At 35.4% G+C, this 20,484-nt stretch carries 26 protein-coding genes; 13 read left to right on the forward strand and 13 right to left on the reverse strand.

What is annotated here, in order from left to right:
- Window positions 1–5: 5 nt before the first annotated feature.
- Window positions 6–587, reverse strand: a complete 582-nt coding sequence (pyrE, locus tag HS5_RS12680; protein ID WP_236751732.1) for an orotate phosphoribosyltransferase — start codon at window positions 585–587, stop codon at window positions 6–8.
- A 61-nt stretch (window positions 588–648) separates the two neighbouring features.
- On the opposite strand from pyrE, the gene pyrB reads away from it, so the two are divergent.
- The 12 genes from pyrB (at window position 649) to HS5_RS12740 (ending at window position 8,597) form a co-directional block, all read left to right on the forward strand.
- Window positions 649–1,551 carry an aspartate carbamoyltransferase gene (pyrB, locus tag HS5_RS12685; RefSeq protein ID WP_236751733.1) on the forward strand — a complete coding sequence of 301 codons (903 nt, stop codon included), beginning with the start codon at window positions 649–651 and terminating at the stop codon, window positions 1,549–1,551.
- Window positions 1,542–2,015 (forward strand): aspartate carbamoyltransferase regulatory subunit, encoded by a 474-nt coding sequence (pyrI, locus tag HS5_RS12690; protein ID WP_236751734.1) that lies wholly within the window; start codon window positions 1,542–1,544, stop codon window positions 2,013–2,015. Before pyrB ends, pyrI begins: the two co-directional genes overlap by 10 nt.
- A 29-nt stretch (window positions 2,016–2,044) precedes the next feature.
- On the forward strand, window positions 2,045–2,596 hold the full coding sequence (locus tag HS5_RS12695; protein WP_236751735.1) for a 2-polyprenylphenol hydroxylase: 552 nt from the start codon (window positions 2,045–2,047) through the stop codon (window positions 2,594–2,596).
- On the forward strand, window positions 2,586–3,746 hold the full coding sequence (pyrC, locus tag HS5_RS12700; RefSeq protein ID WP_236751736.1) for a dihydroorotase: 1,161 nt from the start codon (window positions 2,586–2,588) through the stop codon (window positions 3,744–3,746). The genes HS5_RS12695 and pyrC overlap by 11 nt, the downstream gene beginning before the upstream one ends.
- Window positions 3,727–4,599 carry a dihydroorotate dehydrogenase PyrD gene (gene pyrD / locus HS5_RS12705; RefSeq protein ID WP_236751737.1) on the forward strand — a complete coding sequence of 291 codons (873 nt, stop codon included), beginning with the start codon at window positions 3,727–3,729 and terminating at the stop codon, window positions 4,597–4,599. The genes pyrC and pyrD overlap by 20 nt, the downstream gene beginning before the upstream one ends.
- Window positions 4,596–4,895 (forward strand): hypothetical protein, encoded by a 300-nt coding sequence (locus HS5_RS12710; RefSeq protein ID WP_236751738.1) that lies wholly within the window; start codon window positions 4,596–4,598, stop codon window positions 4,893–4,895. Before pyrD ends, HS5_RS12710 begins: the two co-directional genes overlap by 4 nt.
- Complete coding sequence (locus HS5_RS12715) at window positions 4,867–5,175, forward strand: hypothetical protein (protein ID WP_236751739.1); 309 nt, start codon at window positions 4,867–4,869, stop codon at window positions 5,173–5,175. The genes HS5_RS12710 and HS5_RS12715 overlap by 29 nt, the downstream gene beginning before the upstream one ends.
- A gap of 2 nt (window positions 5,176–5,177) precedes the next feature.
- Window positions 5,178–5,783 (forward strand): MarC family protein, encoded by a 606-nt coding sequence (locus HS5_RS12720; protein ID WP_236751740.1) that lies wholly within the window; start codon window positions 5,178–5,180, stop codon window positions 5,781–5,783.
- A gap of 58 nt (window positions 5,784–5,841) precedes the next feature.
- On the forward strand, window positions 5,842–6,312 hold the full coding sequence (locus HS5_RS12725) for an Lrp/AsnC family transcriptional regulator (RefSeq protein ID WP_236751741.1): 471 nt from the start codon (window positions 5,842–5,844) through the stop codon (window positions 6,310–6,312).
- Window positions 6,313–6,322: 10 nt separating this feature from the next.
- A complete protein-coding gene (locus HS5_RS12730; RefSeq protein WP_236751742.1) occupies window positions 6,323–6,682 on the forward strand; it encodes an RPA12/RPB9/RPC11 RNA polymerase family protein in 360 nt (119 codons plus the stop codon).
- A 92-nt stretch (window positions 6,683–6,774) separates the two neighbouring features.
- Window positions 6,775–7,074, forward strand: a complete 300-nt coding sequence (locus tag HS5_RS12735; RefSeq protein ID WP_236751743.1) for a hypothetical protein — start codon at window positions 6,775–6,777, stop codon at window positions 7,072–7,074.
- 11 nt (window positions 7,075–7,085) lie between these two features.
- On the forward strand, window positions 7,086–8,597 hold the full coding sequence (locus HS5_RS12740; protein ID WP_236751744.1) for a radical SAM protein: 1,512 nt from the start codon (window positions 7,086–7,088) through the stop codon (window positions 8,595–8,597).
- Window positions 8,598–8,857: 260 nt separating this feature from the next.
- Here HS5_RS12740 and serS read toward each other — a convergent pair whose 3' ends face one another.
- From serS to hisC, 11 genes are read right to left on the reverse strand one after another with little or no spacing between them, the layout of a single operon-like run.
- Window positions 8,858–10,222, reverse strand: coding sequence for a serine--tRNA ligase (serS, locus tag HS5_RS12745; RefSeq protein WP_236751745.1), 1,365 nt, complete (start codon window positions 10,220–10,222; stop codon window positions 8,858–8,860).
- A gap of 24 nt (window positions 10,223–10,246) precedes the next feature.
- Entirely contained in the window at window positions 10,247–10,633 is a 387-nt protein-coding gene (locus HS5_RS12750; protein ID WP_236751746.1) for a metal-sulfur cluster assembly factor, read from the reverse strand.
- 31 nt (window positions 10,634–10,664) lie between these two features.
- Window positions 10,665–11,042 (reverse strand): phosphoribosyl-AMP cyclohydrolase, encoded by a 378-nt coding sequence (hisI, locus tag HS5_RS12755; RefSeq protein WP_256445547.1) that lies wholly within the window; start codon window positions 11,040–11,042, stop codon window positions 10,665–10,667.
- Window positions 11,027–11,614, reverse strand: coding sequence for an imidazole glycerol phosphate synthase subunit HisH (hisH, locus tag HS5_RS12760; protein WP_236751747.1), 588 nt, complete (start codon window positions 11,612–11,614; stop codon window positions 11,027–11,029). The genes hisI and hisH overlap by 16 nt, the downstream gene beginning before the upstream one ends.
- Window positions 11,611–11,892: a phosphoribosyl-ATP diphosphatase gene (hisE, locus tag HS5_RS12765; RefSeq protein WP_236751748.1), complete on the reverse strand. Its 282-nt coding sequence runs from the start codon at window positions 11,890–11,892 to the stop codon at window positions 11,611–11,613. Before hisE ends, hisH begins: the two co-directional genes overlap by 4 nt.
- Window positions 11,885–13,075 (reverse strand): histidinol dehydrogenase, encoded by a 1,191-nt coding sequence (gene hisD, locus HS5_RS12770; protein ID WP_236751749.1) that lies wholly within the window; start codon window positions 13,073–13,075, stop codon window positions 11,885–11,887. Before hisD ends, hisE begins: the two co-directional genes overlap by 8 nt.
- Complete coding sequence (gene hisF / locus HS5_RS12775; protein ID WP_236751750.1) at window positions 13,072–13,827, reverse strand: imidazole glycerol phosphate synthase subunit HisF; 756 nt, start codon at window positions 13,825–13,827, stop codon at window positions 13,072–13,074. The genes hisD and hisF overlap by 4 nt, the downstream gene beginning before the upstream one ends.
- On the reverse strand, window positions 13,824–14,405 hold the full coding sequence (gene hisBd, locus HS5_RS12780; protein WP_236751751.1) for an imidazoleglycerol-phosphate dehydratase: 582 nt from the start codon (window positions 14,403–14,405) through the stop codon (window positions 13,824–13,826). Before hisBd ends, hisF begins: the two co-directional genes overlap by 4 nt.
- Window positions 14,398–15,090 (reverse strand): 1-(5-phosphoribosyl)-5-((5-phosphoribosylamino)methylideneamino)imidazole-4-carboxamide isomerase, encoded by a 693-nt coding sequence (hisA, locus tag HS5_RS12785; RefSeq protein ID WP_236751752.1) that lies wholly within the window; start codon window positions 15,088–15,090, stop codon window positions 14,398–14,400. Before hisA ends, hisBd begins: the two co-directional genes overlap by 8 nt.
- Window positions 15,087–15,953: an ATP phosphoribosyltransferase gene (gene hisG / locus HS5_RS12790; RefSeq protein ID WP_236751753.1), complete on the reverse strand. Its 867-nt coding sequence runs from the start codon at window positions 15,951–15,953 to the stop codon at window positions 15,087–15,089. The genes hisA and hisG overlap by 4 nt, the downstream gene beginning before the upstream one ends.
- Window positions 15,931–17,043: a histidinol-phosphate transaminase gene (hisC, locus tag HS5_RS12795; RefSeq protein WP_236753588.1), complete on the reverse strand. Its 1,113-nt coding sequence runs from the start codon at window positions 17,041–17,043 to the stop codon at window positions 15,931–15,933. The genes hisG and hisC overlap by 23 nt, the downstream gene beginning before the upstream one ends.
- A 62-nt stretch (window positions 17,044–17,105) precedes the next feature.
- Here hisC and HS5_RS12800 point away from each other — a divergent pair, with 62 nt between their 5' ends.
- Window positions 17,106–17,636: a hypothetical protein gene (locus HS5_RS12800; RefSeq protein WP_236751754.1), complete on the forward strand. Its 531-nt coding sequence runs from the start codon at window positions 17,106–17,108 to the stop codon at window positions 17,634–17,636.
- Here the strand turns inward: HS5_RS12800 and leuS are convergent.
- Complete coding sequence (gene leuS / locus HS5_RS12805) at window positions 17,626–20,454, reverse strand: leucine--tRNA ligase (RefSeq protein ID WP_236751755.1); 2,829 nt, start codon at window positions 20,452–20,454, stop codon at window positions 17,626–17,628. The two genes, HS5_RS12800 and leuS, sit on opposite strands and share 11 nt — an antisense overlap.
- Window positions 20,455–20,484 lie beyond the last annotated feature (30 nt).

Below are 20,484 nucleotides of genomic sequence, written 5' to 3' on the forward strand. Positions count from 1 at the left end.
TTATCCTACTCTTCAACGTTCTTCACCAGATATTCTTCAATCATTTTCCTCTCATTATCATTAAGCTTTGACAGGATAGATTTCAATATATCATGAATTGAGTACAAATAGTGGAGAGTAATGCCCATCTGTTCTAACCTTTCTTTAGCTCCTTCTTTTCTATCAACTATAACGAGCGCATGAGATACTTTTCCTCCGTTTCTCATTATTTCTTCTACAGACTTCTCTATAGATCCCCCAGTAGTAGATACGTCGTCTATTACTATTATCTCCTTATCCTTAACATCTGCCTCAAGTAATTTATCGGTACCGTAACCTTTCTTCTCAAGCCTTACGTAACCCATCGATTTATTTAATTTACAAGCTATAAAAGAAGCTAAAGGTATTCCTCCAGTAGCAATTCCTATTATCATATCAAATTTTATATCTTTCACTGTTTCTATTGCCTTATCGACTACCGTAAAGAACTCTGGATAATTGGGCAATCTCCTTAAATCGAGATAATAAGGGCTTGTTTTACCAGATGTTAAGATAAAATTTCCTATTAATAACAATTTTCTCTGCAACAAACTTTCAGCGAAATCCATCTTAGGTATAATGGAAAAAGAGTTTAAATACAATTTTCGCATATGAAGATTAAGGGCATTATTGAGAGATATAATTTCGTCATTGGATTTTTCTAAAGAAAATTTCCTTGAAATTTTCTCGCTTGCTGATGAGATTGAAAAAGGTAAAAAGCTAAGGCTAGAGGAAGAAAAGGTAGTTGCTACGGCATTTTTTGAACCTAGTACTAGAACTCAATTAAGCTTTACTACTGCCGCACTCAAGTTGGGAGCAAAAACTATAGGTTTTTCTTCTATTGAAGGAACTTCAGAAACTAAAGGAGAAAATTTCGCTGATACTATAAGAATGCTTGAGAACTATTCTGACTGCATAATTATAAGGCATAAATTTGATGGAGCTTCAAAATTTGCTGCTGAAATAAATAATAAGCCGATAATAAATGCAGGAGATGGAAAGCATGAACATCCAACGCAAACACTTATAGATATTTATACAATATATAAAATATTTGGGAGTCCAGATAATCTAGTTTACGGAATTCTGGGCGATCTTAAATATGCTAGAACTGTGAACAGCTTACTCAGAGGATTAACAAGGTTTAAACCAAAATTTGTGTATCTAATCTCTCCAGAACCTTTAAGAGCTAGAAAAGAGATACTTTCAGAGCTTAATTACCCTTACAAGGAGATAGAGTCTATTTCAGAAGTAATATCAGAGATAGACGTTCTTTATGTAACAAGGATACAGAAAGAGAGATTTCCAGACGAAATGGAATATGAGAGAGTTAAGGAAAGCTACACGGTTGATGAGAACTTAGTTAATCAAATGAAAAAAGATTCAATAATTATTCATCCTTTGCCTAGAGTAAGTGAAATCGACAGGAGAATAGACAGCAAACCCCAAGCTAAGTACTTTTATCAGGCATCTCTAGGAGTTCCAATAAGGATGTCGTTACTTTATAAAATCCTTAGCGGTGAATGGCAGTGAAAAACGGATTAATTGTGAGTAAGATAAAGAACGGAACTGTAATAGATCACATCCCAGCAGGAAGGGCTTTAGCAGTCCTCAAAATCTTGGGAATTAGAGGAAATGAAGGAAACAGAGTAGCACTTGTGATGAACGTTGAAAGTAGCAAGATGGCTAAAAAAGATATAGTAAAGATTGAAGAAAAAGAATTAAACCAGAGAGAAGTTGAATTAACAGCATTAATAGCACCATCAGCAACTATTAACATTATAAGAAATTACGAAGTTACTGAAAAAAGAAAATTAAACCTACCAGAAAAAATTGAGGGAATCTTGAAATGTCCTAATCCAGCATGCATCACAAATAACGATGTCGAGGCAAAATCGCGATTTACCGTCAAAAGTAAATCAGCCTTAATTTTAAAATGCGATTATTGCGAAACAACATTAACTGAGGAAGAAGTGCTGAGGCAAATCCTACTATGATTTATAGTAAAATCTTAAAAATTACTAAAGTGGGAAAAATATTTAATATTTATATTGAAGTGAATTTTAATCCTTTGCCAGGACAATATATTTCCATCATATTACCTTCAGAAAACGAGATCCCATTAGGCATAGGAGATTATGAGGATGGAGTACTTACCTTATTTATAGAATCAGAAAAAATTATTAAAAAACTTCTCAACAAAAAATACTTATTATTAAAAGGACCTCTTGGAAGGGAAATAAGACTAGGAAGAAGAATTTTAGGTATAGCAGAAGGTAATCTTTACTACGATTTACTCTATCCATTAAGACAAGCAAAAAGGCAAAGTAAAGAAGTAAAAGTTCTATGCAAAGGCTGCGAAAGCGAGTTCGAAGAGCCTTCTAAAGATGAAGATTTTGATACCGTGCTAGCAGCAGTAAATTATAATGAAATAAAATACTTACCTCCTGAAGCTTATATTTACGTAAGATGGGTAAAAATGAATTGTACTATGGGTGTCTGCGGGGTCTGTAATATAAAAGGCCACTTACCATGTGTTGAAGGCCCTTTCATGAAGGTGAAAGATCTTGTGGATTAGAGGCAAGATGTTTATCAATGGCGAGGTAATAGATGGCTGTGTAAATTTTGACAGAAAAATTAAGGAAATTAGAAAGGATTGCAAACCGGACATTGATATTCCTCAAGGAAAAATAATTTTGCCAGGATCGATAGATATGCATGTTCATGTTAGGGGGATGAATTTATCGTATAAGGAAGATGTAAGAACTGCTACCTCTGAAGCAGTTTATGGTGGAGTTACTACAATAGTAGATATGCCTAACACTTCACCTTATATTAATACTTCAGAAAGAGTACAGGAAAGACTTAGAGAATTCGCGAATTTCTCAAGGTCGGATTATGGAATATACTCTGGAGTTACGTCAGACGAGAGAGTTGGCAAATTACCTATTGCAGGCTACAAGGTATTCCCAGAAGACCTTGAAAAACCTGAGTTACAACTAGTTCTATCATCTAAAAAATTGAAAATTCTTCATCCCGAATTACCATTATCAACTAGGCAATTTAGGGATTTAAGGGAAATGTGGCAGGAAATTGCTTCACTTTACTTAGTTTCAGGGAGATTTCACATAACTCATGTAACAAACTATGAGACGCTTACTAAGGCTAAGGAAATGGGATTTACTACAGACTTTACTCCCCACCATTTACTCCTTGAGGAAATAAAAGGAAATTGTCTAACCAAAGTGAATCCACCCATAAGAAACATTACTGAACGTAGAAAATTACTTAAGGCAATATTTGATGCAGATGCTATAGCAAGTGATCATGCTCCTCATACTTTGCAGGAAAAAAGCCAGCCTTACGAAATTTGTCCGCCTGGAATTTCAGCGGTCTCGTTTACTACACCTTTTATTTATTCGCTGGTAAAGAAAAACGTGTTGCCTCTTGCCAGAGCAGTTGATTTAGTATCCAGTAATCCTGCGAAAATTCTAGGCATAAATGCAGGAGAAATAAAAGAAGGAAGCGTTGCAGACTTTACTGTAATAAACTTTGAAAAGGACTGGAGGTACCACACTGAGTACTCAAAGGTTATTGAAACTCCTTTTGACGAGTATCCATTGGACGTTTCAATATATTTAACAATAGTTGAAGGGAAAGTAGCTTACGATAGTTATGAGGTTTACCCTATAAGGGGGATGAATTTATTTGAGAGTAGCAAACCTTGATTTTAGAGATCCTTTAATAATCTCTTCAGGCATACTTCCGGACATTCCCGAATTAATGGAGAGAATCTGTAAAGAGTACGAGCCTTCAGCAATAACAACTAAGACCCTGACCTTTACTCCTTTAGAACCTCATAAACCGCCTACGGTAATAGAATTTCATAATGGCTGTTATATGAATGCAATAGGTTTAGGAAATCCTGGAGTTGGAATTATTGAGAAAATTAAACTTGAAAAATGTAAACTTTTTGTAAGCATAGGAGGCAATAATATTGAGGATATAATCAAATCTGCAGAAATCGTAGAGAGCAAAGCAGAAATAATTGAAATTAATGCAAGTAGCCCTAATAGAAAAGGTTACGGAGAATCTATTTCGTCTATAATCCATGAAATAGTAAAGGAGGTAAAATCTCACGTTAGAAAGCCAGTATTCGTTAAAATAGGCCCTTGGGACAACGCTTTGGATATAGTAGGAAAAGCTTTAGATGCAGGAGCTGACGGAATTACTGCAATTAACACACTAAAGGGACTAATGATAGATACAGAAGAATTCAAGCCAGTATTATCTTACGGTACTGGGGGAATTTCAGGTAGATGTATTTATCCTCTTGCCTTAAGGACAATTAAGGACATTTACGAGGAATACGAAACTGATATCATAGGTATGGGAGGAATTTTCTCGTTTAGGGAAGTATTAGGAATGTTAAGTGTTGGGGCGAAATTAACAGGTTTAGGTAGTGTAATACTAGATAGCGGGTATGAAGTAATAAGCGAAATACGAAGGAACTTGATAAACTACTTAAATGAAAAGGGATTAAAACTTGAAGATATATTTGCTATTGCAGTGAAAAAATGAGAGCCGTAATGAAAGGTAGGGATTTAGAGGGGTTGGTTTTCTTAGGTAAAGTTGAGTCTGTAAACGTGGAATTTTGTGACGATAAAAAGACTTTAGCTAAGGTTGTTGTAAAGACTACCGATGGAGATGAAGTAGAGTCTGAATGCATTCCAGTAAGGGCTGCTGGTAAGATTTCCATCGTAATAAAGCATTACTTAAGAATGGGAATAGGAAACCATATTATAACTAATGAAAAAAGCGTAGGAAATGTAGACATGGAGGGAGAAAATGAAACTGAGGATAGACAAACTTCCTAAAACGGATGAAGATTTAGAGAAAATTCAGCAAGAAGTTGAGACAGAGCACCATCATCATGAGGAAGAAGGTAAAAGTATAGAGGAAGTTATAGGTGAATTATATGTCAGGCTGCAGAGTTTAGAAAGTAAATCGAAAGAACTTGAAGACTCCTCCGAAGCTTGTAAAGAAGAGATTTCAAGAATTTATAAAGTCCTAGGAAAAATGTTAATAGCTTTGACTACTAAGGACGAAAATGAAAAGATTAAAAATCTCAAAGATATTTTAAGCACACTTGAATAATTATGGAACTATCTCAAACAGTAATAATAGCAATAAAACTTTTCGCAATAATGGATCCTTTTTCAATTATTCCTTATCTTTTAGCGATATTTGAAGAGTATTCTCAAAGCTCTGATACAAAAGTTAGTTGGAATTACTTAATCAACAAGGTAGAGCTAGCTGTAGTAATTCTCCTGGTATTTTTCTCATTAATAGGTAAGGCATTCTTAGACTTCTTAGGATTAACCCCAGCCTCTCTAGAAATTGGAGGAGGAATAATTCTGGTCTACCTAGGTATAGACACTATGGGAGGTTTTCAGCAATTAAAATTCTTAGGCAGAAGTTTAGTAGAAGCTGCAGTTACACCAATTGCTACTCCATTAATTGTAGGACCAGGGACAATGGCTGCCCTAGTCACTTTGTCGGTCTCTTTCCCAGTTTACTATCTTTTAATTGGAAGTTTAATAGCGGCTGGTATAACTTACGTAATATTAAGATTTGGACCTTTGTTCGTAAAACTCTTAGGCAGGACTGGAACAGTAGCTGCAGGAAGATTTACTGCGATCATAATAGCAGCTTTTGGAGTTCAACTAATTTTAGAGGGTATATCTCAAATTAACTTAGTGTGAAGATTCCTATTTAAAATGAAAATTTTTTAATCAGATTTACGATTGCATTATGAAGTGTATGTCTGACAGCATAAAAAAGAAAGTGGACATGGATACAATTGATAGGAGATTATTAATAGAATTATTAAGAGATGCAAGAAGTAGTTTAAGAAGACTTTCAGAAGAAATGAATGTATCCCCCGCAACTTTACATAATAGATTAACCAGACTTGTGCAAGAAGGCATAATAAAAGGATTTACTGCATTAATAGATTATACTAAATTAGGTTACAGTCTTTCTGCAGTAATAATGGCCAAAGTTGATGGAAAACATCTTGTTGAATTTGAAAGAGAGGTTGCAAATGCTGATAACGTAGTAGCAGTTTACGACGTAGTCGGAGAATACGATGTAGTTTTAATAGCAAAGTTCAGGAGCGTAGAAGATCTCGATGCGTTTTTAAAACAATTACTCAAGAATCCCAAAGTTGAAAGGACTTATACTAGCATAGTACTAAATGTTGTTAAAGAAGATCCAAGAGTAAAAATTTAGACTTTTTCATATGCAAAAGCCTTATATACTATATGACGTCCTCATATATCTATATGGTGTCTTAAATATGCAGTTCTGTCCTAAATGTGGAGGGGTAATGGTACCAGTAAAAAAGGACGGTAAGGAGGTTCTGAAGTGCAAAAAATGCGGGTACGAAAAAGAAATGAGTACAAAGGATAAAAAAGCTTACGAAATTAAGGAGAATGCAAAGAACAACAAAGTGCTCACAACCTCAATAGTTAGCGAAAAAGAAGGCAGGAAGAGGGACGAGGAAGAGTGGGAACAAGAAAGAGAAGAATATTACAAGGAAATAGGACTAGAACTATTGAGGGATGAATTTGAGGGCTCTGAAGAAAACGATGAAGATTAACTGAATTAATCTCTTATTTGTTTTTGTTATTTCGTTAGCATCTTCTTTAACACCGTAAACATTTTAATTGAATTCCCCCTATTTTATAAAGTATGAAAATCTCTGAAGTTCCTAACATATATCTCCTTGATTTAAAAAATATGCAAATTATCATAGAAGAGTTAAAAACCGAAAAAGGAGAGAAAATTTACTCAATCTATCAAGATAGAAAATATAGTATAAATGAAGAAAAAGAGTGGACTCCAGATATAGATAAGGCTAAAAAAATAAAGGAAGAAGAACTCCCAGTTGAAGTCGCAAAATACTTGAATAAACTTGGTATTTCTGTGAAAGTTCCTAAAGTAGAAAAGAAAGAAGAAAAAGTTGAAAACAAAGAAGAACAAAAACAATAATAGGTGACTTAATGCCAACTTATGATTTCATAATCACGACAGACCGTTGTTTGATGACTAATCATCATCACAAGGAGTTCCTAGGTTTCCTAGGAACAGGTCCAGCAGTAGGTATTCCAGAAAAAGCCTGGAAATGGTTAGCCTGCCCTAAGGTTAAAGTTGACGAATACGGAAGACCAGTAGAAGCTCCCTACGGAATGAGAAAAATAGAAGCAAAACTTATTGACGAAGGTTTTAATGCAGCAATTATAGACCCAGATTATATAGGAAAATACACTCCTACTGCTAAGGCTTTACTGTTCTCTCATCACGATTATTTCGCTTTCGGTCCACCATCATCAACATGGTGGGGAATAACTAAAAAGGAGCCAATTAATTACAAGAGCTTCCAAGAACTTATTAACAAACCGGAAATAGCAGAAGGTAAAAAACATGGAATGAAGATATTAGTTGGCGGTCCCTCTACATGGCAGTGGTTATGGAGAGAAGATATGATAGAGAAAGTAGGAGTTGATGCCTTAGTAGATGGAGAAGGAGAGAAAGTTATAGTAAAGTTAGCTCAAATGATACTTGATGGTGAGGAATTACCTAAATACGTTTATGTTAGTGGAGACGATGTGCCCTCAATTGAAGACATACCAGACATTAAAGGAGGGAGCGTTAACGGATTAGTAGAAGTAATGAGAGGTTGTGCTAGATCTTGTAGATTCTGCTCTGTAACATTAAGGCCTACACGTTATTATCCATTGGATAAAATAGAAAGGGAATTACAAGTTAACGTTAAAGCAGGAATAAAACATGGCGTAATTCATAGTGACGATGTCTTATTTTATGGTGCCGTGGGAATATTACCCAAACCAGAACCTCTAATAAAGCTTCATCAACTAGTTAAGAAATACTATAAAACAATTGCTTGGAGCCACGCAAGCCTAGCAGCAATTAGATATTCAGAAGAAAAATATGGGCTTGTATCAAAATTAATGGAAATAGTTTACCAAGACGGAAATCAAGATTATTTAGGTGTAGAAGTAGGTATTGAGACTGGCTCAGTTAGGTTAGCTAAAGAAATAATGCCAGCAAAATCTGCACCTTATAAGCCAGAAAGTTATCCAGAGACTGTTGAAGAAGCTTTCAAAATAATGCATGAGACTCATATAGTACCTGCAGGAACTATGATTATAGGTTTACCTGAAGAGACTGAAGACGACGTTTACAGAACCATAGAGTTGGTAGACAACTTAAGACCTTATAGGAGCATCCTAGTTCCAATGTTCTTCGTACCTATGGGATTCTTCAAAAATAAGGATTGGTTCACTAGAGTAAAGCTGAATGATGCTCACATAGAGCTTTATAAAAAAGTGTTCTGGCACGATGTATACTGGGCTGAGGATATAATAAACAAATTCTACATGAAAGGACCTTTATATTACCCAGTAAAACTTACGCTGAAGTTATTCCTTGCAGGAGCAAAGAGAAAAATGAAACAAGTAGAAGCGATCCTTGAATCTAAATTAAGACAATAGTTTTACAAAATTTGGGTTTTTAAGCGAAAGCTTGATAATAATGAACTATTGTTTAAATGCTTATTTCTAGGATATTTTTTACGATCTTCTCTCCAGGCTTACTCAGAACAACTATGCTTGCACTCTTCACCTAACTGAGCAGTACGAAGTATTCTCTCCCTCCTATGCGATGACTTCACTGCTCACAGATATAAGAATAAACAGTGAGACAATTATCATCTACCTTATGGAGTAGCATTTGCTTCTATGATGCTTGAAAATCATTTCTTTCTAGGGTAAATGTAGTCTTTAGGAGCAGATTTGAACGGCTCTAGGTATTTTCTCAAAATTTTGGGAATCTCCACACTTCCGTCGTCTTTCTGGAAGTTTTCTAGTATAGCAGTAATTGCCCTAGTGCTTGCTATCGCAGTACTGTTGAGTGTGTGAACATAACCTTTCTTATTGTTCTTCCTATCAATATATCTAATCTTCATCCTAAAAGCCTGCCAATCTGTACAATTACTGCAACTGACCATTTCTCTGAATTTACCTTGAGCAGGCATCCATGCTTCTAAATCATATTTCTTTGCAGCACAAGCACCCAAATCTCCAGAAGCAATATTTACAATCCTATAAGGAATTCCTAAACCTTGAAATATTTCTTCAGCATTGCTCAGTAATTCCTGATGATATTTCCAGCTTTCTTCTGGTATGGAGAAAATAAACTGTTCAACTTTGTGGAACTGGTGAACTCTAAATATTCCTTTCAAATCCTTATTTGCTGCACCGGCTTCCCTCCTAAAAGCAGGACTAACTCCTGCGAGTTTTATTGGTAAGTCTTCCTTGTCAATATCTTCCTTATAATAAAGCGATGCTAGAGGATGCTCAGCAGTAGCAATTAAATACAAATCGTCATTCTCAATCTTATAAATTGCATCCTTAAATGTATCTAAGTCAATAACTGCGTGAATTATTTCTCCTCTAAGCATGTATGGAGGCAAAACTAATCTGTAACCTTTGGAAGTCATAGTGTCTACTGCATAAAGTAAGAGTGAAAAATCAAGCCATACTAAATCATCAAATAAATAGTAAAACCTAGAACCGGCAACTTGAGAGGCTTTCTCAGTATTTCCTAGCTTTAGAACGTTCTCTAACATATCGGCATGGCCTATAGGCTTCCGATTTATAATTTCATAATCTACTTGAGCACCGTTAAGCTGTTTTTTAAATTCATCTAAATCCTTTTCGTAAACCTTGAATTTACCCCAGAATTTTACGGGAACATTATAAGTATCATCAGGACCTACTGGAACGTCAGGACTTATTATATTGGGTAAAGAGCTTAAGATATCATCCCTCTGTTCTTCAATTTCCTTTAATTCTTTTTCTTTAGCTTCAAGTACTTGTAAAAGTTTCTTTGCTTCTTCTATCTTTGTCTTTCTCTCTTCAGGCTTTAGCTTAGGTATTTGAGAAGTTATTTCATTATGTTGATGCCTAAGCTTCTCAACTTCTTGTAAAGTACTTCTCCATTTTTTGTCGAGTTCAACCGCTTTTAATACTAAAGAAATGTCCATGTTCCTTTTCTTTAGAGAATCTATTAACGCATCTGGATTATTTCTAATGAGTTCAAGTAAACTCCAAGACATAATAGAAAACAAAATTCGGGGATTTTATGACTTCTGTTCTTGAGCAGGTAAGCCGTACGTCTGTACCCACATTTCTACTATATCATAACCATATAATTTCTTGAACTTCTCTCTACCTTCTGGAGACATTTTTAATGGACTCCAAGGAGTATCTAAGTCTATATCAATGTCGACCTTTCTTGCTGGAACAGACTCCTTTATTACTTGTTCTACAGTGTAAACTAGATCATCAACAACAGGACAACCTGGAGCAGTTAAGCCTAACTTTATATAAACGTCTCCTTCATCAGAAATCTGCAAATCATATACTAAACCTAAATTCACTATGTCTACTGGAATTTCTGGGTCGAATACTTGCGTTAAACCTTCCATGATTTTTTTCTTCCATTCTTCCTTGTTGATTTGTGACATTTTTATCATATATACCTTGCAAGCAGAGAATTTAATGCTTAGCTATAAAACTTCTATAATTTCTATAAAAACATGTATAATTTCCAGTATGGCAAGTAGGACCTAATGGATTTACAAGGAAGACTACTGCATCCTCGTCACAATCAATGAAAAAATCCTCCACTAATTGAAAATGCTTACTAGTTTCTCCTTTTAACCAAAGTTTTTTCCTGCTTAAAGACCAAAAGTGAGTCATACCAGAAGTTAGAGTCTTAAAAACTGCCTCCTTATTCATATTACCTACCATGAGAATATCCTTAGTTTCGTAATGCTGAAGAACTGCTATTACAGTATCATATTCATGTCTAAAATTAAGCTTCTCTACAATCTTCCTAGCTTCGTCCTCTGAAAGCTTTAACGTGACACCCACCTCTTTAAGTTTTCAAAAAATATTCTTCCTGTTCCACTGCTTTTTTCTGGGTGAAATTGCGTACCTACAACGTTCTCCTTGCATATCATTGCAGGGTAATCTATTCCGTAGTTGGATTTCATCACCACATTGTCGTCTGTATAAGCGACATAACTATGCACATAATAAGCATATTTGCCGTCAAGCTCGTCTGAAAGCTCGCAATCTCCTGTCACGTAGATTTTATCCCAACCTATATGAGGTAACTTGACATTAGCTTGAATTTTATCTACTACTCCTTTAAACCAACCCAGTCCCTTACTTTCACCTCCTTCTGTTCCTTTCTCAAACATTATTTGGAGTCCTAAGCAGACACCCAAGAAATGAACTCCTGATTTCTTAAGGTCATTTATTATATCAGAATTAGTCAGAATAAAATTGGAAACTGCTGAAAATGATCCAACGCCAGGAAAAACTATGAGATCTGCAGGCTTAATTTCCTTGCTTATTTCAACTTCAAACCCAGCTCTCTTTAAACCGGAAGAAATGCTGAATAAGTTACCTACACCGTAGTTAACTACCAAGGCCTTCATTTCATCCTCCTCTTTAATTCATCGTATAATTCTTCTGGCTTAACTCCCTCTACTGCCATTAGAACCCATAGGTGATACATTAAATCCGCGGCCTCTGATATGAACCTGTCTCTTCCTTCATATAATGATGCAACAATAGTTTCAACAGCCTCTTCACCAACTTTTCTCGCAATATGTCCCTTTCCTTTCTTTGCAAGCTCTGCAGTATAACTATTTTCGGGCATCTTTTCAAGTCTTTCAAGTATTATTTCATACAACTTGTCTAGAACTTCAGACATATCTATCACCTATGCTTCTAGAATGAATCTCAAATCCTTCATATTTTGCCAAAATAGTTGCGGCATTTATTAACTCCTTATCTGGATTAGTAGCTTGAGCAAAAGAGATAGGCTTAAGGAAATCATAAACCGTAAGTCCTCCTTTAAACCTAGCCCAACTATTTGTAGGTAATATATGATCAGGTCCTGCACTGTAATCAATGATTGCAGGAGGAGTTATGCCTAAAGTCACGGCTCCAGCATTTCTAACCATTTTTAAAGTCTCTCTAGGGGAAGAAACCTGTAAAGAAAGATGTTCTGGAGCTATTTCATTAGCATAATTTACAGCCTCTTCTAGGTCTTTTGCCTTCACTAAATAAATTGTAAGCTCTAGGTTTGAAGCTCTATCCTCAATTTCCTTCAGTACCTTATCGGAAGTTGAAATTAGTACAAGCAGGGTAGAAGTGCCGTGCTCTCCTTGAGCCAATAAATCCAGGTAAACTTGCTCAGGATTTGCAGAATCATCTGCGACAATGACTAACTCAGTAGGTCCTTCTATACCATCTATTCCTACATCCTTACTTACAAGGTACTTGGCGGCTTGGACATAAACGTTACCTGGACCAACTATCTTATCAACTTTTTTAACGCTTTCAGTACCGTAAGCTAATGCAGCTATTGCTTGAGATCCTCCAACTCTATACACTTCTTTAACGTTAAGCCTTTTAGCAATGTACGCAATTGCTGGATCAATTTTTCCTTTAGTGGGAGTTGCAACATAAATTTCCTTAACTCCAGCAACTACTGCAGGTATTCCAGCCATCAGCAGAGTTGAAGGATAAAGCTTCTTTCCTCCCGGTACATAAATCCCAACTTTTTCTAAAGGAGTCCATACTATTCCAAATTCGACTCCGCCCCTTCCTCCACCTATCTGAGGAGGCTTAATTGAAGTATGAAACTCCTTTATTTGTTCTGATATTATATCAATAGCGTTTTTGACATCGTCAGGAAGAGAAGACGCATAATAATGAATTTCATCCCATGAAACTTTTATATTATCAAGTTTTATCCCGTCAAATTTTTCAGTAAATTCGACTAAAGCGCTATCGCCTTCTCTTTTTACTTTCTCTACAATTTCGTTTACCTTATCTAATACATTATCGAAACTTATAGGCCTACTTTTAGGAAATTCTTTAATTATCATATCCTCACTTCAACCCCTCTTGCTTTTAAATAATACTTTAAATCCTTGATTCTGATAACTCCATCATGGAAAACTCCAGCGGCCAAAGCAGCATCTGCTTTACCTTCTGTTAAAATATCAAGGAAGTGCTCTTGTTTTCCTGCTCCTCCACTTGCTATTACTGGAATATTAACTGCCTCAGCTACAGCCTTTGTTAGTTTAATATCATAACCTGACCTTGTTCCATCTTTATCAATACTGGTCAAGAGAACTTCTCCTGCACCTAACTTTTCTACTTCTTTAGACCAACTAACTGCATCTAGTCCTGTTCTAAATGTTCCAGATTTAGTATAAACAATCCAAGAGTTACCTTCAAATTTAGCATCTATTGCAACAACTACCGCTTGAGCGCCAAATTCTTCAGAGGATTGAGTAATTACTTGCTTATTTTCAATCGCGGCAGTATTTATACTAACTTTATCTGCACCAGAAGATAATATTCTTGAAACGTCTTCCAAGCTTCTTATTCCTCCTCCCACAGTTAAGGGAATTGATAAAACGCTTGCAGTATTCCTTACAACATCAAGCAGAGTTCTCCTTCCTTCAATTGTAGCAGAAATGTCCAAAAATACTATCTCATCAGCACCTTCTTCTTCATACCTTGCCGCAAGCTCAACGGGATCTCCTTTATCCTTAAGATTTAGGAAATTAACCCCCTTAACTACTCTACCGTTTTTTACATCTAGACAAGCAATAATTCTCTTCGTAGTCATAATAATCCCTTCGTAGTAGGCAATCTGTTATTAATTATTCTAGAAGCTTCATACAGTGAAATTCCTAAACCCTTAAATGCCGCCTCAATTATGTGATGCTCGTTCTCTCCGCCGAACTTCTTGATATGCAAAGTTATTCCCGCATTCTGAGCAAAAGTCCTGAAAAAGTGGGGAACGTTCTCCATTGACAATCCACCTATTTGTTCCCTCTTCAGGTCTAAATCCACTATCCCCATGCCCCTTCCAGAAATGTCTATAGCTATAAGAACCAAAGCCTCATCCATTGGAGTAAATAAGCTGAAAAATCTTCTTATTCCAGCTTTATTGCCTAAAGCCTCTTTAAATGCTTCTCCTAAAACTATTGCAGTATCCTCAACTATGTGATGATCATCGTAATTCTGCTTATCCTTAGCAATAATTTTTGTAGTTGAATTCATGTGAAATAACATTGAATTTAACATATGATTAAAGAAAGGCACTGGAGTTGAAACTTCTACTTCTCCAGGAGTATCAATATCTAGCAGGACCTCTATTTCAGTCTCTTTAGTGTCTCTTTTTATTCTAGCTAACCTAGACATTCTTCACACCTTTTAAATTTCCTGAGTAAAAAGCCATTCCTACTATTGCAAAATCTATCTTACTATCTTTTAACTTGAGAAGGTCTTTTACATCACTTATTCCTCCAGCATATCCTTTAATTTTATTCACCTTAACAGAGTATATTGAAATATTGTCGTCTATCCCTTTCTTTGTTCCTTCATTGCACACGTAGGTGAAAATTACTCCCTTAATATCGTAATCTTTAATTACAGAGAGCGTTTCATCCACGCTCTTAGCTTTCTCCTTCCAGCCTCTGATTAGAGTTTTTCCTCCACAATAGTCTATAGAGAAGAATAGCCTATCACCAAATAATTTGCTCATTTTATCAAATTCGACCTTATCGGTGAAAAGAATTGATGAAACTACCACGTCTGTAACTCCAAGAGATAAGAGTCCGTTTGCTTTTTCAACACTTCTTATTCCTCCTCCTACCTCGATCTTATTAAAACCTACTTTCACAATTTCCTTTATCTTATCTTCATTATTTCCTGTACCTTCTGCAGCATCTAAATCAACAACATGAATGAAATTATATCCTAATGAATAAATTTCTTCGGCTACTTTAGTTGGATTACCCAATATAAGCCCACTACCTTTAATCCCTTTGATTCTTTTTACTGCCTTTCCTTGGCTTATATCTATACTTGGGACTACTTCCATCACTTAACTACCTTCTCTATGTTTATAACTACAATATCTTTAGCCCCAGCCGCCTTTGCCTTAGCTATTACCTCTGGCAATTGACTCTCTTCGGCTACTGTAATTACTTCCCAAGCATTGCTTTTACTTAGCCTAGAAATAGCAGGAGATAACATTGCAGGTAAAGAAGATATTACGTATTCTAACTTGCTATCATCAACGTTCATAAATATCATTTTCCTTCCTCTGGCAGAGATAACCCCCTTCATCATAGTTAATACAAGGTTTACCTTCTCCGCCTCCTCGGATTTCATCCAATATTTGTTACCTATAACTACAGCATAAGTTTGGAGTATCTCATCAATAGGCTTTAAGCCATGTAATTTTAACGTAGTCCCTGTGCTAACTACGTCAATTATAGCGTCTGCTGCTCCCAATGATGGCATAACTTCTGCTGCTCCACTTATTTTTACTATTTTGGCATCTATATCTGCCTTTTCAAGATATTCCTTAGCTACATTGTGGTATTTAGTTGCAATTCTTATGCCTTTTTTCTTCCTCCTTAAATCTTCAACGTCATTTACGTCCCAACTTTGCGGTACCGCTAAGACTATTTTAGCCTTTCCGAAATCAAGTTTTATTAATTCTTCAACATCAGCCTTAGATTCTGTAACATAATCGTGACCGCTTATTCCTATTTCTGCAGCTCCTGCTTCAATTAGGTTAGGAATATCCTCAGTCCTCATCATAACTAACTGTACTCCTTCCCAGCTTGTTGGTATCATTAAAGCCCTTTCATCACTTGCTAACGGCTTAATTCCTACTTGGCTTAAGAACTGTAAAGTAGGTTGTTGAAGCCTTCCTTTATTTGGAATTGCCACTTTCAAGAATCTCACCTAAGGCTTTTACCAAGATTTCACATTGTTCCTTTGTTCCTACGGTTATTCTGTAAAACCCATCTAAGGGTTTTCTAATTGCTATTTTTCTTTCCATTAGAGGAGTTAATAAATCCCTATTATCCTTTATGAGAAGAAAATTAGTAACTGATTTATACACTTTTAAACCAAGCCTTTTTAGTGAAGAGTAAAGGTATTCTCTATTTTCAGTAATTTCATTTACTATATTTTTAGCATAAGATGAGTTCTCTAATGCTGTTATCCCAGCTATTAACGAAGGCAATGCGACATCGAAAGGCGTGGAAGTCTTTGTTAGAGCATTAACTACCTCCTTATTTGCAATGAGATAGCCTACTCTATAAGACGCTAAAGAGAAAGCCTTGCTTAAGGTCCTGACTATCATAACGTTAGGATACTCATTTACTAATGATGCTGCAGTATAACCAGAAAATTCATAATATGCCTCATCCAATACTAGAAATCCTTTTATGTTCTCAGCTAAAGTTGAAATAATTTCCTTATTAGCCTTTAACATTGGTGAACCTGTTGGATTATTTGGGTCATCAATAATTACTAATTTTGAATCCTTAGCATAATCTAGAAGTTTATCTAAATCTTCTTTCCACCAATCGCCATTCTCTATTAAATTTACTTTATTTACCTTTAATCCTCTAACTGCGGAATAAACTGAATACATACTATATGAAGGAAAATTATAAGCTACTTGGTCCCCTGGATTAAGGAAGTTGTAGAATGTCGCCCTTAAAGCCCCGTCTCCTCCTGGAGTTGGAAAAATGTTGGATGGCTCTACCTTATTATACTCTGCTGCTAGTTCCTTAAACCTTGAAGTTAAATCTGGATGCTGATACCTATTACCTTGAGATAAGTACTTCTCAACTGCTTGAATTACAAAACTTGGAGGAGAATAAGGGGATTCATTAAGGTGAAGCCTTATTCCTTCCTTTATATCACTATAATCGTATTCTTTTGCTTCTTTTAGCCATTTAGGTATCTCGGTTGGTGCAATACGAAACCCTTGGTAAAAAGGTTGAAATAAATTTAAAAATTTTTTGTGTAAAATTTCTCGTGTTTTTAGAAAGGTTAGTATATAGCAAAAGCTTAGTAATTTCCTATTATTATTCAGTGAATTTAACTCTATTAATAAATTTTGCCTCACTATACCATAGGAAAACTGGAAAGAATATCTGTATAGGAAATTTTGGTAAAATAAAGTGGGAATTTTACCCTAAAGACATAGATTTCCCAATAAAGTGTGATGATAATTCTGCTTTCCTGGTTTTTGAAGCAGAAAACGAGAATGAACTTCCAGATAAGTTCATCTTCGCAACATCTTTTAAGAATTTAAATATAGATGCTATAAAAATACGAGTGGAAAAAATTGGGTATAATGAATATAAGGCGATGATTAAAGATGATGTAATCCCGTTTAAGATTATTAGCGGTGAGATAAAAGAGGTAGAACTTGCAAGCGATTATACCGAATTGCTTAATATTATAAAAGACTTTGGAGGGGAATGCGAAATAAGAGATCTAGTTAACATTGCCTCAAAGAGGTTAAGCATTCCAAGGGAAGAAGTTAAGGAAAAACTATTATTCCTAAAAGAAATTAATAAAATTGATATAGAGGGAAAGAAAATAAGGATTATTCTATAATGATTGCAGGTCTTAGAGGAAGTGCATCCTTATTATAATCCTTCTTAATTTCGCTAGTGAATCTTCCGACTTTTACTTCTAATCCTAACTTATATCTGATATAGCTTAAACCATCCTTAACTAGCTCTTCCTCATCAAATCCATACGACGCAATTTTCTTCATCTCATCTCCCATTCCTTGTGCGTATTGAAATATTTTTTGTAGATCTTTTGCTTCTTCGTTATTCTTAGGCTTGTGAGAACTCATGAAAGTTTTCATACTACCTCCAGTGCTGATTGTATTTAATGCATCTATTAGCAATTGCATTTTTGATTTATCTGCAACGTAGATTTTAACTAACTTAGGAGTTCCTTTATAGACGTTTAAGATAGCTTTAACGTCATCAATTATCAGTTTATGATATTCGTGTGCTACTTCAGTCTTAATATCAACTTTGCTTTCGTCAAATTTAGGCCATTCTTCTAGTGATACAAAAGTATCATGACCTAATGAATTCCAAACCTCTTCAGCAATGTGAGGTGCAAAAGGAGCTATTAATTTACTCCAGCTTTCTAAAACAACTTTCAATACATCACCGTTAGGATTCCTACCTTCAGCTTTAGTCATCTCCATATAATCATTAATATCTGAAGATAGTCCAAATAACACTTCATTTAATGCTTCCCTGAATCTCATATCTTCCATCATTGGTGTAACTTCTTTTATGGTAGAATACAGTCTGGAAAGCATCCATTTTTCCGGAATTCCAAACTCAGTACTATTAGAAGCTTTAATTGTAGTTAGCATGTCATAGAATTTTTTCAAATTGTCTATAACTGACTTTGCTACAGCTTCTGTAAAGTTTGTTTCTGAGCCCATATCTGCTGTTGCAGCTAAAGTTATTCTAATAACGTCAGGACTGTAAATCCTAATTGCCTTCCTTAATGGAATTATATTTCTTAGAGATTTACTCATCTTCTTTCCTTCATACAATACTAGCCCGTTAACTGCAACTCCTCTAGGCCACAAATTCTCCGGAAATACTGCAGCGTGATTGAATATGAAGAATGATAAATGATTAGGTATCAAGTCCGAACCGCTGTGCCTCATGTTTAATGGATACCAGTAAGCGAACTCATTCCTTAAATCTTGCAAGACCTCTTCTGGAATGTTTGTCGTCTTTGATACTTCCTTAGCATCACCTTTTCCTAACATTACATAATCCCAGAATTCGAAAGTTAGTTGAGAAGCATGTAAGCCATACTTTCTTATTTTATGAGCAATAGTATAATAAGCCATGTAAATCGTTGAGTCTGATAAACTTTCAATTATCCATTTCTTATCCCAAGGTAAAGGAGTACCTAAACCTCTAGTTCTTGCACAAGCTCTCTTTTGTAACCAATCTAAAGCATATTCAAAGTCTTTTCTAACTTCCTCAGGCACTACTCTCATCATGGATAATAATTTCTTTGCCTTTGCTTTCCACTCTGGATTACCGTAATCTAAAAACCACTGATCCTTTAATATTTTTACTACTACTTCGTTTCCGCATCTGCAATATACTGGCCTATTCATTATTTCTAAGATTTTCCTACCTAAACTATGATTAATTATAAAATCAGTAATCATCTTCCTTGCTTCTGGTACAGATAATCCAACTATACCTTTTAATTCGTCTCTATATTCAGATTTAACTCTCGATATAACATCTTCCCTCATTTTTCCTTTATTATATTCAGTTCTATATACTAGCTCTGTTAATTTCTTTAGATCTGCGTCATTCTTAGGTTTTTCTTTCTCAACTACTTCTGCTGCTGGAGAATCGCCGTAACCTTCAACCTTTATTACCGGGATTATTTGAGTATTAGGACTTACCTTCTTTAAATAGTAATAATCAAAAGGAGCGTGAGCCGGAACGCTCATCACTACTCCAGTTGCCATGTCCGGATCTACAAAGTCTCCAGGTAATATTGGAACGCTTTGACCTGTTATTGGATTTACAGCTTTTAATTTAGTTAGATCGGAACCAGAAATCTTATCTATAACTTTAACATTATCAATCTGGAAACTTAACTTGAAAGCCGCCCTTTCTGTAACTATCATGTTCTTTCCGTCTATTTCGGCTACTGTATAAGTTACCTTAGGATTAACCCATACGGCGACTACACCGAATACGGTTTCCGGTCTTAAAGTAGCAACTGGCAAGATACCTTTCTCTGATTCGAAGTAAATCACCACGTATTCTCCTATATCCGGTTCCATATCACCTTTAGTATCATGCATTCCCACTGGTAAGTGATGTACTGGACACCAGCCTACAGGATGAGTATCTTTTACTATATAACCCTGTTCCTGTAATTTATTAAATTGCCATACAATAAATGATGAAAATTCTGGATCTATTGTTGTGAATTCCCTTCTCCAATCTATACTTAAGCCTAACTCTCTCATAGCCTTCTTTATATCTTCCTTGAAGTAATTTGCCATAAATAGTGGGTCGGACAGTTTTGGAATGTCTTCCGATGGAATCTCATAAATATTCTTAAAAATGTCAATGACTTCCTTCTCTCCTTTGGCAACATCATCTGCCATAGTTATAATAGGCGTCCCAGTATAATGAAAGCCCATGGGAAATAATACATTATAACCTTCCATCCTCAAGTATCTTGCATAAATATCAGCAGTAGTATATGTTCTTCCGTGACCTAAGTGAAAAGGACTGTTTGGGTAAGGAAATGCTACTGTAGTAAAGAACTTTTTCCTACTGTTATCTGGATTACTTTCAAATATTTTGCTTTCCTCCCACTTCTTTTGCCATTTTTGGGATATATTGACCAAGAATGTGCTGAAAGTCTGAGAAATTCAACT

The organism is Acidianus sp. HS-5 (genome assembly GCF_021655615.1).
Taxonomy (GTDB): Archaea; Thermoproteota; Thermoprotei_A; order Sulfolobales; family Sulfolobaceae; genus Acidianus.